The organism is Umezawaea sp. (assembly GCF_057122925.1).
The window spans coordinates 14,010-27,625 of the sequence record NZ_DBNGPQ010000148.1; the positions used below are offsets into that span (position 1 = coordinate 14,010).

Annotated in this window: 6 protein-coding genes; 3 read left to right on the forward strand and 3 right to left on the reverse strand. The window is 70.9% G+C overall.

The genetic code is table 11. The annotated features are described in order from the left end of the window. The first annotated feature begins 66 nt into the window (after positions 1 to 66). The 3 genes from AC156L_RS33665 to AC156L_RS33675 all read left to right on the forward strand — a co-directional run bounded on the left by AC156L_RS33665 (position 67) and on the right by AC156L_RS33675 (position 8,110). Positions 67 to 1,173, forward strand: a complete 1,107-nt coding sequence (locus AC156L_RS33665; RefSeq protein WP_330879276.1) for a phospholipase D-like domain-containing protein — start codon at positions 67 to 69, stop codon at positions 1,171 to 1,173. 291 nt (positions 1,174 to 1,464) lie between these two features. Then, complete coding sequence (locus AC156L_RS33670; protein WP_330879277.1) at positions 1,465 to 7,623, forward strand: RHS repeat domain-containing protein; 6,159 nt, start codon at positions 1,465 to 1,467, stop codon at positions 7,621 to 7,623. A 10-nt stretch (positions 7,624 to 7,633) separates the two neighbouring features. Further along, the gene (locus AC156L_RS33675) at positions 7,634 to 8,110 is read left to right on the forward strand and encodes a hypothetical protein (RefSeq protein ID WP_330879278.1); all 477 of its coding nucleotides are present in this window, start codon (positions 7,634 to 7,636) and stop codon (positions 8,108 to 8,110) included. A 55-nt stretch (positions 8,111 to 8,165) separates the two neighbouring features. Here AC156L_RS33675 and AC156L_RS33680 read toward each other — a convergent pair whose 3' ends face one another. From AC156L_RS33680 to AC156L_RS33690, 3 genes are all read right to left on the reverse strand, one after another. Next, a complete protein-coding gene (locus tag AC156L_RS33680) occupies positions 8,166 to 11,693 on the reverse strand; it encodes an RICIN domain-containing protein (RefSeq protein WP_330879279.1) in 3,528 nt (1,175 codons plus the stop codon). Positions 11,694 to 11,990: 297 nt separating this feature from the next. Next, positions 11,991 to 12,458, reverse strand: coding sequence for an SRPBCC family protein (locus AC156L_RS33685; protein ID WP_330879280.1), 468 nt, complete (start codon positions 12,456 to 12,458; stop codon positions 11,991 to 11,993). 52 nt (positions 12,459 to 12,510) lie between these two features. Beyond that, positions 12,511 to 13,374, reverse strand: coding sequence for an alpha/beta fold hydrolase (locus AC156L_RS33690; RefSeq protein WP_330879281.1), 864 nt, complete (start codon positions 13,372 to 13,374; stop codon positions 12,511 to 12,513). Between the last annotated feature and the right edge of the window lie 242 nt (positions 13,375 to 13,616).

A 13,616-nucleotide genomic window follows, 5' to 3' on the forward strand; every position in this document is an offset into this window, starting at 1 on the left:
TGTCGGCCGTCCCTCCCGGTCGCCGGTGTAGTACAGGGGTTCGCGACACGCCCAGGAGGTGCCCGGATGAGGGTTGTCAGGTTGTTGTTCAGCACGCTCGCGGTGATGGCGCTGGTCGTCCCCGCACAACCCGCCGCGGCGGCCGTGGTGGGCGGGGCGATCTTCAACGACCCGACCGTCCCCGCGCGGCAGAGGGCGATCGTCGACCACGACCGGTCGTTGATCAACGGGGCCGCCGCGGGGTCGAGCATCCGGATGGCGATGTTCCACTTCAACGACGCGGGGGTCGCCGCGGACCTGGTCGCCGCGCACGACCGGGGCGTGGACGTGCGGGTGGTGCTCGACCACTCCGACTCCGGCACGGCACCGTCCAAGTCGTTGATCAGCGCGCTGGGCAGCAGGGTCACGGTGTGCACGAAGGACGCCGCGTGCATCGGCAGCAAGGGCACGCCGATCATGCACAACAAGTTCTTCCTGTTCTCCTCCACGCTCGGGTCGTCCAACGTGGTCGTCCAGCAGTCGTCGAACCTCAACTCCGGCAACTACACGGCGCTGTGGAACAACGCCGTCACCACCGTGGGCAACACCGCGCTGTACAACGCCTACCTCGCCTACTTCGACGACCTGGCCGCCAAGGTCAAGAACAGCGACTACTACCGCACGGTCTCCGCGGGCGCCGTCAAGGCCTACTTCTTCCCCAGGGCGGGCAGCGACGAGACCAGCGACACCATCTACAACATGCTGAACGAGAACGTCACCTGCGAGGGCAACACCTCGACGGGGACGGAGACGGGACGCACCGTCATCCGGATCGCCATGTGGTACTTCAGCCGCGACGACATCGCGCGCGAGCTCCGCGACCTCGCCAACGAGAAGTGCTGGATCGAGGTCGTCTACACCACCCTCGACGCCGGCAGCCGGGGCTACCTCACCGGCAACGACCGCATCGTGCTGCACCAGATCGCGGGCGCCCACGAGGTCCACTCGAAGTACCTGCTCGTCGAGGGGACGTACGCGGGCAAGAAGGACTCCAAGTGGGTCATGACCGGGAGCCACAACTACTCCAACGCCGCGCTGCGGGAGAACGACGAGACGCTGCTGCGGATCGAGTCGGCGTCCGTCCACGACCAGTACCGCTCGAACTTCTGGGCCCTGCGCGCCGCCGCGTCGTGATCCCGGCGGGAGGGCGGTCCGCCCTCCCGCCGCCCGGACGCGGTGGTTGCGGGACCACGAACCAACTTCTGGGAGTCGGAGCAAGGCCGCTGCACCGACTGCGGATCCGATCAGGACGATCGCTGAGCCGACCGGACGCATTCGGCGCGATCGGTGATCCGGGCACGAATCCCGTTGGAGCGGAAGAACTTTAGGCCGTGGCGAAAAGTGTGTCTGCGGATCCCTCCCACCCCGAGTATTCCTCCCAGGCAGTCATGCCTGAGTGGTGAAGCATGCGTGGGAGGGCACTGCATGATTCCTAGATCCCGCAGATGGACCGGTGCGGCGATAGCCGCTGTGGTGGCCGCCGGTCTCGTCACAGCGATCCCGCCGAGCGCACTGGCCGAGCCGGAGTGGTCGGCGTCCACCGAGAAGTCCGTCCCGACCACAGCGGTGGCGGTGCGGCCGAACGAACCCGATGCCGCGGAGGACAAGGCGCTCAAGGGATCGCCCGCGATCTCCTGGCCCGCGGCCACCTCCACCGAGGCGCGGTTGGGCGCACGGCAGGCGTCCGCGTCGGCGGGCCCGATCACGGTCACGAGGAAGGCGGACGCGCGGGCGCGCGCCGCGACCGAGAAGGCGGTCCGGGTCGAGGTCCTCGACCGGCGGCTCGACGGGCCGGTGTTCCGGCTCGCCGGGGCGAAGGACGAGCCGGTGGAGGTGAAGGTCGACTACTCCGGCTTCCGCGACGCCTACGGGGGTGACTGGGCGACCCGGCTGCGACTGGCCGTGCTCCCCGAGTGCGCGCTGACGTCGCCGGACGAGGCCGACTGCCAGGCGATTCCGGTGAGGACGAGCAACGACGGCTCCGGCACCCTGGCGGCGGACGTGGCGCCGGGCGAGGACAACCAGCTGTTCGCGATCACCGCGGCGGCCTCCTCGGGGGCGGGCGACTACCAGGCGTCGTCGCTGTCCCCAGGGTCGACGTGGTCGACCGGGGAGTCCTCGGGCGACTTCACCTGGCAGTACGACATGGGCGTCCCGCCCGCGCTGGAGGGGCCCGACCCGGAGCTGACGCTGTCGTACTCCTCGGGCAGCGTCGACGCCCGCACCTCGGCCACGAACAACCAGCCGAGCTGGGCGGGCGAGGGCTTCGACTTCAACCCCGGCGGCTACATCGAGCGCCGCTACACCGGGTGCGCCTCCGACACCAAGGACGGCAACAACGCCAAGAAGACCGGCGACCTGTGCTGGCGCACGGACAACGCCACGCTGTCGCTCAACGGCAGCGGCGGCGAACTGGTGCGCGACGACGCGACCGGCGCGTGGCGGCTGCGCAACGACGACGGCTCGAAGATCGAGCGGGTCACCGGCACGGACAACGGGGACAACGACGGCGAGTCGTGGAAGGTCACGACCAAGGACGGCGTCCAGTACTTCTTCGGCCTGCACAAGCTGCCGGGGTGGGTCTCGGGCGAGCAGGCGACGAACTCGGCGTGGACGGTCCCGGTCTTCGGCAACCACACCGGCGAACCGTGCAGGCAGAGCACGTTCGACGCGTCGTACTGCACGCAGGCGTGGCGCTGGAACCTCGACTACGTGGTCGACGCGCACGGCAGCACGATGAGCTACTTCTACAAGACCGAGACCAACAACTACTCCCGCAACCTGACCGCCACCAAGGTCAGCGGCTACGTGCGGGACGGGTACCTGGAGCGGATCGAGTACGGGCAGCGCGACGGCGAGGTCTACACCAAGCCCGCCGTGGCCCAGGTCGTGATGACGGTGGCCGACCGGTGCGTCCCCGGCACCCAGTGCGTCACGACGCAGCCGCAGAACTGGCCAGACACACCGTTGGACCAGCAGTGCACCAGCACCACGAACTGCGGCGCGAAGTACACGCCGACGTTCTGGACGCAGAAGCGGCTGGCGAAGATCACCACGAAGGTGTGGAACTCCACCGCGCCCAAGGACGTCGACTCGTGGACGCTGACGCACAGCTTCCCCGCGCCCGGTGACGGCACGCGCGCCGGGATGTGGCTCGCGTCGATCCAGCGCACCGGTCACGTCGGCGGCACCGCGACCCTGCCCCCGGTCAACTTCGACGGCCTCCAGCTGGCCAACCGGGTGGACGGCATCGACGGCATCCCGCCGATGAACTGGTGGCGGATGAAGGCGATCAAGTCCGAGACCGGCGGCGAGCTGGCGGTGAACTACCTGCCGAAGGAGTGCGCGGCACCGTCGAACCTGCCCGCGCAGGACACCAACGCCAAGCGGTGCCACCCCCTCAAGTGGACGCCCGACTCGCTCGACGACCTGTCGAAGGAGCGCACGGACTGGTTCCACAAGTACGTGGTGTCCGACGTGACCGAGAAGGACCTGACGACCGGCCTCGCGCCGGAGGTCACGCAGATGGACTACGTCGGCACCCCGGCGTGGCACCACGACGAAGAGGACGGCCTGATCCCGGCCGAGCGCAAGACCTGGTCGCAGTGGCGCGGCTACGACCGCGTCCGCACGCTCAAGGGCGTCGTGGGCGGTGAGCGCGAGCAGACCGAGGTCCTCTACTTCCGCGGCATGGACGAGGACAGGACGGCCGCCGGGGGCGTGAAGGACGTCAAGGTCGTCGACTCCACCGGAGTGGCGGTCGAGGACAGCAACGACCTCGCGGGCGCCGAGCGCGAGCGGATCACCTACGACCGGGCGGGCGGCCAGGTCACCGAGCGGTCCATCACGGACCCGTGGGTCTCGGCGCCGACGGCGACCCGCGTGCGCAGCTGGGGCACGACCAAGGCGCACAAGGTCGGCGAGTCGGCGGTGCGGCAGACGGAGTTCCACCCCGACGGCGGCACGCTGAAGACCGGGACGAACAACGTCTACGACGCGGCCGGGCTGCTCCAGCGGACGGAGGAGCTGCACGACCTGGCCAACCCGAACGACGACACGTGCACCCGCTACAGCTACTCGCACAACCCTACCACGGGTGTCCTGGACGTGGAGTACCAGGAGGAGACCGTCGCGGTCGCGTGCGGCAAGACGCCGAACCTGCCCGCGGACCTGGTCGACGTCGAGCGCACGTTCTTCGACGGCAGCGACACCCTGGGGGCGCAGCCGCTGCGCGGCGACCCGACGCGGCGCGACGAGCTGAGCGGGTTCGCGAACGGGCAGCCGACGTTCAAGACGGTGGCGCGCGCGAAGTACGACGAGTTCGGTCGCGAGACCGAGGTGACCGACGTGTTCGGCGCGAAGAGCACGACGACCTACGTCTCGGCGGTCGGCGGTCCGGTCACGAAGGTGACGATGACCAACGCGCTGGGCCACGCGTCGCACACCGAGTACGAGACGGCGTGGGGCGAGCCGACCGCGAGGGTCGACACCAACGGCAAGCGCTCGGAGGCCGCGTACGACCCGCTGGGCCGCGTCGTGAAGACGTGGGAGCCGGGCCGCGACCGGTCGCAGAGCCCGAGCACGGAGCACGCCTACCTGGTGCGCGCCAACGGGGCGAACACCGTCACCAACCGCACGCTGCAACCCGACGGCGGCTACGCGACCGACGTCGACCTGTTCGACGGCCGGATGCGGGAGCGGCAGAGCCAGGACCCGGCGCCCGGCGGCGGGCGCGTCGTCACGGACACGATCTACGACGCGCGCGGCCTGGAGATCAAGACGAACGGCCCCTACTACAACGACGCCCCTCCGGGGACCGACGTGGTGGTGCCGGACGAGGCGGCGCTGCCCGCGCAGACGGTGTTCGAGTACGACGGCAGGGACCGGCTCACGGCCGAGGTGTTCAAGGTCGAGGGCGTCGAGAGGTGGCGGACCACCCACAGCTACTCGGGCAGCCGCTACGACACGGACCCGCCCGAGGGCGCCACGCCGACGAGCAAGTTCATGGACGCCGAGGGCAGGCTCACCGAGCTGCGCGAGTACAAGGGGTCCTCCCCGACCGGCGAGTACGACAAGACCTCCTACACCTACACGCCCCACGGCCAGCTGGAGACGGTGACCGACCCGGCGGGCAACGTCTGGCGGTACGAGTACGACCTGCTGGGCAGGGAGGTCAAGAGCACCGACCCGGACCGGGGCGTCCTGGAGACGACCTACAACGACGGCGACCAGGTCGCGACGAGGAAGGACTCGCGGGGCACGGCGCTGGCGTTCGCCTACGACGACATCGGCAGGCGGACCGCCGTGCACGAGGGGACGCTGGCCGGCCCGAAGCGCGCGGAGTGGGGGTACGACACGCTGCCCGACGGCACCGCGGTGCCCGGTGTGGCGGTGTCGTCCACCCGGTTCGTCGGTGGCAACGCCTTCAAGCAGGAGGTCACGGGCGTCGACGCGGGCAACCGGCCGACCGGGGTGAAGATCACCGTCCCGGCGTCCGAGGGCAAGCTGGCGGGCACCTACCAGTTCGCCACCACCTACCGCCCGGACGGCGACGTCGCCACGACCACGATGCCCGCCGCGGGCGGTCTGGCGACGGAGACCCTGACCTACGGCTACAACAACCTCGGCCTGCCGACCACGCTGTCCGGCAAGTCGAGCTACGTCACCGGCACCACCTACACGCCGTACTCGGAACCGCAGCAGGTGACGCTGTCCGCGGGCGGCAAGTGGGTCAAGCGGTCCGCCGAGTACGAGATCGGCACCCGGCGGCTGACCCGCACGGTCACCGAGCGGGAGACCGCGGGCCGCCTCGTGGCCAACACGTCGTTCGGCTACGACCAGGCGGGCAACATCACCCGCCTGCACAACCAGCCGGGCGCCGACACCGGCGAACCGGCCGACACGCAGTGCTTCCGGAGCGACCACCTGCGCCGGATGACCGACGCGTGGACACCCGCCGACGGCGACTGCGCCAAGGGACCGGGGACGAGCGCGCTGGGCGGCCCGGCGCCGTACCGGCACAACTGGACCTACGACAAGGTGGGCAACCGGACCGGTGAGACGAAGGTCGCGGCCGACGGCACGGCCACGACCAGCACCTACACCTACCCGGCACCGGGACAGCCCCGGCCGCACGCGGTGCAGAAGATCACCACCACGGGTCCGGCGGGCACGTCGGTCGACGAGTTCGGCTACGACGCGGTCGGCAACACGACCGGTCGCAAGATCGGCTCGGCACCCAACCAGGTCCTGGAGTGGGACCTGGAGGGCCAGCTGACCAAGGTCACCGAGGGGGCCAAGGTCACGTCGTACACCTACGACGCGGACGGCGAGCGGCTGCTGCGCAAGGACAGCCGCGGTACCACGCTGTACCTGGGCACGACCGAGGTGCTGCTCACGCCCGCCGACGTGCTGGAGGGCACGCGGCACTACGTGCACGACGACGAGACGGTCGCCGTGCGCACCGCCGACGACCGGCTGCACTGGATGGACCCCAACCACGTGGGCACGGCCGAGGTGTCGATCGACGCCGAGACGCAGGCGGTGACGCGGCGGCGGACCGACCCGTTCGGCTCGGTCCGGGGCGCGGCACCGGCGTCGTGGCCGAACCAGCGCGGCTTCGTCGGCGGCACCGTCGACGAGACCGGCCTGACCCAGTTGGGAGAGCGGGCCTACGACCCGGTGCGGGGCAGGTTCGTCACGACGGACCCGGAGATCGCGTTCGACGAACCCCAGCAGCTCAACGCCTACGCCTACGCCAACAACAACCCGGTCACCTACTCCGACCCGGACGGCCGGTTCTGGGTGGTCGTGGCGCGGGTCGTGGTGACCAAGGTGCTGGTGCCGGTCGTCAAGCGGTACGTGGTGCCGGTGCTCAAGCGGGTCGGCAGCTGGGTCGGCAAGCAGGTCTGGTCCGGCATCAAGTGGCTCGCCAAGAAGGTCGGCATCAAGTGGACCTGGGTCGTCAAGACCGTGAAGGTCCTGGTGGTCAAGATGGTCAGGGTCTGGATACCCAAGATCATCAAGAAGATCGTCAAGTCGAAGATCTGGAAAGCGGCCAAGAAGAAGATAGCGAAGTGGATAGGCAAGAAGAACGTCGAGCGCATCAAGAAGGTGGTGCACAAGGCCAAGAAGCTCTGGAAGAAGGTCAAGGAGAAGGCCAAGGAGCGGAAGAAGGCCCGCAAGAAGCAGCCGGAGCCCAAGAAGGAGCGGCCGGACCTCTACGCGAGCGGCAAGAACACCACGCAGGGGCCGCAGGTCAACCCGAACAGGGCCGGTAAGGACTTCGAGATGGACGAGGACGGCAACGTCCTGCCGCAGCACAAGAAGAAGGGCACCAGCAAGGACCCGATCATCGGTCAGTCCACGTTCGACTCCGAGGAAGCCCTGAAGCAGCACACGAGCGTCAAGCAGATGTGGAAGCTGCCCAGGGGTGCGAAGCTGGCGGAGGGCCTGGAGTGGGTCAAGGACGACAACCCGCCGGGCCACCACACCATCTACCCCACCCGCAAGATGCCGTTCGCCGAGTACAAGGCGAAGGTGGAGGGCCTAGATTGGAAGTACGAGGGCAAGGTCAAGCGCTAGGGAGCCGGTGGTGGACAAGAGGTGGAAAGCGCTCCAACGCGCTGCCGCGGAGCACGACCGCGCCGCGGACGCCCTGCTGGGCGGTGACGACGCGGTGGAGGTGCTGCGCGCGGTGTTCGCCTCGGGTCTGAGCCAGCACGCCGCCCTGCGGTTGATCCACGACCGCGCCCCGGACCGGCCCGAGCTGGTCCGGGCGCTGCTGCCGGAGCTGTTCGACTCGGCGCTCGGCGAGGGGCCGTTCGCGAACCGAGCCAGATGGGTCCTGGCCGGTCTGCGGCCGGACATGCGGGACCCGCAACTGGAGAAGCTGGCGGCACGGGAGATCGCGAACCCCGACCCCGAGCGGTGGGAGGAGTTGCGCGCCCTCGCCGTGCTGCTGGAGCAGATCGGCAGGTTCGACCTGCTGGAGCGGCTGAAGGACGCGGTCCGCGACTCGCCGGAGGAAGCCCTCCACTGGATCGCGGAGGACTTCCCCGAGTTCAGCTGAGCAGGAACACCCGGTCAGGGGGTGGTCGCGCCGGTGGCGCGGCCACCCCCTTCCGCTACGGCTCGACGCGCAGCACGTACCGCTGGTTCGCGGTGCCCGAACAGGTCAGCTGCACCACGGCCACGTTGTCGCCCGTGCCCGCGCCCGCCACGGTCAGGCACTTGTCGCTGTGCACGATCCGGGGCTGCACCACCACGTCCATCCCGGAGCCGCTGACGTAGTCCAGCCGGAACTGCTGGTTCGCCTGCGGCACACCGGAGGAGTCGCACGTCCACTGCGCCACGGCGACGTTGTCCTCCCGCTTGTAGCCGCCGATGTCCAGGCACTTGCCGGACGAGGCGACCTTGATCCGGTAGTACGGCGTGGCGCCGATGCGGAGCAGCTCGAACTGCTGGCTCGCCACCCCGGCCGCGCACGCCTGCTGCTGCACCGCCCCGCCGTCGGCCACGTTGCCCGCGGGCACGCCCGCGCACTTGTCGGTGTGGCTGGGGTGCAGCCGGTAGCGCCTGCCGGGCTCGACGTACACGGAGTCGGCGACGTCGGCGACCCTGCCGGTCCAGTCGGTGCGCTTGGCCGCGAACGCCGTGCCGGTGGACAGGAACGTGTGCAGCTGCCGGTTGCCGCCGCCGGTGTCGTACAGCGTCGCGACGTCGCCCTTCCCGTCACCGTTGAAGTCGCCCGCGGCCAGCACGGTCTTCGCGGCGTCGAACGTGCCCGCCGCGCCGCTGTCCCAGCCGACCGACGTGGCCCACGTGCCGGTGCCCGCGGTGAACACCACCACCTGCGCGGAGGCGTTGCCCCGGTCGTACTCGGCGACGATCTCGTCCCGACCGGCCGCGTCGCCGTTGACGTCGGTCACCGCGAACGTGGCGCGCGCCCGGTCGAACGCCGTGGTGCCGCTGTCCCACTGCTGCACCGGTGCGGCGAAGGACGTGCGGTGGGAGACGTGCACCCACAGCCTGGTCGTCGTCGCGCCCGCGGCGCCGCGGAACGCCGCGAGGTCGTCGTCACCGTCACCGTCGAAGTCGCCCGCGACGGGCGACACCTGGTTCACGTCCAGCCCGTTCGCCCCGCTGTCCCACTGCTGGACCGGCGCAGCGAACCCGCCGCCGCCGCTCGCGTGGTGCACCCACAGCCTGGTCTGCGCGCCCGTGAGCCCCTGGAACACGGCGAGGTCGTCGTCGCCGTCGCCGTCGAAGTCACCGGCCGCGAGCCGCAGGTGGGACAGCCGGTAGTCGCCGGTCCACGCCGGTTCGCCCTCGGCGTCGAACCGGTTGCCGTCCGAGCGCAGCAGGAACAGCCGCACCCTGCGGTCGGGGTCCTCGCGCAGCACGGCGATGTCGGAGCGGCCGTCGCCGTCGAAGTCGCCGTTCGCGCTCTTGATCCGGTACATCGGGAAACCGCCGCTCACGTCGGTGTCCCAGCCGACGTACCCGGAGGAGAACCCGCCGCCGGTGGACAGGAAGTTCCACGCCGCGGTCCGGCCGTCGCCCTGGTCGAACAGCGTGGCGAAGTCCGCCCGCCGGTCGCCGTTGGTGTCCGCGCGCACCGCCGCGCCCGGCACCGCCCTCAGCGTCGCCGTGAGCGTCCACACCGGACCGGACGGGCTGATGTTGCCCGCCCGGTCGACCGCGCGGACGTAGAGGGGCTTGGTGCCGCCGGACGAGTCGTCCCACAGCGTGACCGGCACGGTGGCCGAGCCCGCCGCGTCGGCCGCGACCCACATGGTCGTCTTGTCCTGCTGGAACCCGTACCGGAACCCGGCGACGTCCACGTCACCGGCCGCGCGGGTGAACGTCACCGTGCCCAGCTCCCCCACCGCGCGCACCGGTCCGCCGTCGGGGAAGTCGGCGGAGGTGATGGTGGGCAGCCCCGGCCGGGAGCGGTCCACCGTGAAGTAGCAGCGCGGGGAATCGGTGCTCGGCAGCCCCGCGTCCCAGATCCGGGAGCGGTAGTTGAACACCTTCGCGGGCTGGTCCTCGGGCAGCACCCCGGTCGGCAGCGGTGTCCAGGTGAACGCCCCGCCGGAGGCGATCGTCGGCCCGTCCACGGTCCTGAGCACCGTGTCGCCGTCCAGGACCTCCAGCTGGCCGCGCACGTTGTCGTTGTCCGGATCGGACGCGATGGCGGAGAACGTGGGAGTGGCGGTGCTCAGCGCCGTCGGCGCGGTCGCGGTGCCGCACGGCGTCGGCGGCACCGTCGTGAAGTTCAGCGGCGGGCGCGGCGCGATGTTGAACTCGACGACCAGGCGCGCGGTCGCGGGGAGGAACTTCTTCCACTGGTCGTTGTCGCTCTCGGCGGGCGCGCGGAAGCCGAACGTCAGCGTGCCCGTCCCGTTGGTGGCCGTGGTCTGCACCAACGTCTTCAGCGCCGTCGAGGAGAACTCCATCGGCAGGTCCGGCTGGGTGGTGCCGCAGCCGCCCGCCTCGTTGGCGTTGCCCGACCGGGTGTCCAGCTTGGTCAACCAGTGCGAGGTGGTGTTGTTCCAGGTGACCGCGCTGGCCGGGTCGATCGCCCTGGTGTGCCAGAAGTCCACCGGGGTCGCGGCGCACCCCCCGGAGTGGTCGAGCGTGACGGCGAACCACGTGTTCAGCACGCGCCCGCCCGCGAACGGCGCCGTGTTGACCTGGAACAGCGACCGGTAGCGGGACGTGGGAGAGCTGTAGCTCTGGTAGCCCACGCGCGCGCTGTCGCGCTGGCTCGTCCAGTACGACGTGGTGGGCTCGTAGGAGTTCACCGACGTCCAGCGGTACTGCGTCGCGCTGTAGGACGGGTCGATGTAGAGCGGGAAGGACGTGGTCGGCGACGTGAGCACCGCCGCGTCCGGCAGCACGGCCAGCTCACCGTCGCGGACCTCCAGCCCGATCGGCAGCTGCTCCACCTCCGGTGCCGCGCTCGCCGCGCGGGCGCTCGCGACGGCGGGCGTCTCCCACATGACCGGGGTGCCGGACACGAACACCGCGGTCCCCGTGTCGTCCACGGCCGTCGTGGACCCGTTCGCGCCGGGCACGATCCGCACGCCCCGCACCGACGTGCCGTAGCGGATCTCGCGCAGCGCCGGGTTGGCCGCCGCCGTCGCGTCGTGCACCACCAGCACCTGGGAGAACCCGTCCAGGTCGGCCCGCAGCAGCAGGTCCACCCCCGGCAGCACCTCGCGGTAGGTCGCGGTGTCACCGTCCAGTTCGGGCTCGGGCAGCGCGTCCGGCCAGGACAGCGCCAACTCCTCGCCGTCGCGCCGCACGCTCGCCATGACACCGTCACCGCCGCCCGAGAGCCGCACCGGCACGGGCGTCGCCCTCGGCCGCACGGTGCCGTCCTCGTCGCGGACCAGCGTCGTGTCGACCGGCTCCCACCCGTCCTCGGTCTTCGCGCGGAACGGTCGGACGAACTCCTCCACCGTCCGCGTCCCCGACGGGTTCTGGAACACGCGCGTGGTCTCGGTTCCCAGCTCCACCAGTTCCACCGGGCCGTCCGGCGCCGGTGGCGCGGACGGCGCGGGCTCCGCGTGCGCCGTCGTGCCGACCAGCGCGCACACCAGGGCCACGACGCAGGCGAACGGGCCTGCCACTCGTCTCGATCTCATGCTTCGGTCCCCTCCAGACATGACGGCGAGGACCTCGACAGCACAACCGGAACCGCTGCGGCCCCCAGGCCGTGTGTCCCCCCGCAGCGGAATACTGGCAGGTTCTCGGGGGAACCGACATGCCTCCGGGGCGGGCCCGACCGGACCGCGGTGGCACCGATCAGTCCTGTGTGGACCGAAAGGTGGTGCGACCGCTGACGGGCGGGCCGGACCGGGTCCGGCCGGGCAGCACAGAACCCGGCACCGCGCCCGGTCAACGCCGGAGATGGCTTCGGGTTACCGACGGGAGGGCGGGGCTCAGGCGTCCGTTCGCAGGTACGCGGCCAGGTTCGCCAGCGAGGAGGCCAGCCCGGCGGCGTGGTCCTCGGCGGAGATGCCGTCAGGCACGTCGTCGGCGCGGACGTCGACCCGCGTCCCGCCCTCGACGGCGGTGACCTCCCAGGTCATGGTCATCGTGCCGGAGAAGGCGGGGTCGTCGGAGACGAAGTCGACCGCCTGCACCACCCGGACGCCGGGGACGAGGTCGACGAACCGCGCCTCGACGACGTCGGAGTCCGCGGTGGCCTTCCCCGGCGACGCCGACGCGTCCGCGTAGGTCAGGACCAGCCGGTACGACCCCCCTGGACGGGCGTCGAACCGCTCGAACCGGCCGCTCATGCCCTCCGGCGGCAGCCAGGCCGCGAGCGCCTCGGGGTCGACGAGGGCGGCGTACACCCGTTCCGGTGCAGCGGCGACCACCCCGTGTCCCGCGTCTGTCCTCGGCATGGCCCCCAGGTTAGCCGGACGGCCCGAGCCCGGTCGTCCCGCGGCTGGCGGGTCACCCGGCCCCGAAGAAGTCGGCGAGCGAGGCGGTGAGCGGCTCCGGGGCCTGCTCGGCGACGTGGTGCCCCGAGTCGATCCCGTGCCCGCGCACGTCGGGCGCCCAGTCCCGCCAGATCTCCAGCGGGTCGCCGTAGAGCTCCTCCAGGTCGTCGCGCAGCGACCACAGGACCAGCGTGGGGCAGGTGATCCGCCTCCCGGCCTTCCGGTCGGCCTCCTCGTGGTCCCGGTCGACGGTCAGCCCGGCCCGGTAGTCCTCCAGCATCGCCCGCACCACGTCGGGGTTGCGCACGGCCTCGCGCCACTCGTCGTGGTTCTCCCGGCCCATGCTCTCCGGGTCGCCGCGGTACCAGCTGTCCGGGTCGGCGTTGATGACCCGCTCGGGGATGTCGGGCTGGGCGAAGAAGAACCAGTGCCACCACCGGGTCGCGAACGTCGCGGTGGTGCGGGACAGGTGCTCGCTGATGGGCAGGCAGTCGAGGGCCGCGAACCGCGACACCGCCTCGGGGTGGTCCAGGACGAGGCGCAGCGCCACGGCTCCGCCCCGGTCGTGGCCCGCCAGCAGGAACCGCTCGTGGCCGAGCGACCTCATCACCGCCACCAGGTCACCGGCGACCGCGCGCTTCGAGTAGCCCTCGTGGTCGGGGGTGGGGGCCGGGCCCCGAGATCGGCCGTAGCCGCGGAGGTCGGGGCACACGACCGTGAAGCCGCGCTCCACCAGCGCGGGGGCGACGCGGTGCCAGGTGGCGGACGTCCTGGGGTGGCCGTGCAGCAGCAGCACGGCGGGCCCTCCTCCCCCGAACCGGGTGAAGATGGACGCCTCGCCCACGTCGATCCGCCGTGATTCGAATCCCTCGAACATCACCCGGCATCTCCTCCCGCACACGATCCCGCTAGTGCAAGGGGTCGATTCCCGCCGCGGTGGACGACCAAACGCAAGTGCACCGGAATCACGTGTCGAATTACCCGAACGCAACTCCGGGCACGCCCTCCACCTGCGACTCCATCGCCGTACCGCGACCGCGGTACGCGCGGGACCTGCGCCTGGAGGACGCCTTCGCGCTCCACTCCGACCATTCTCGGGGAACACGGCGAACCCACCGG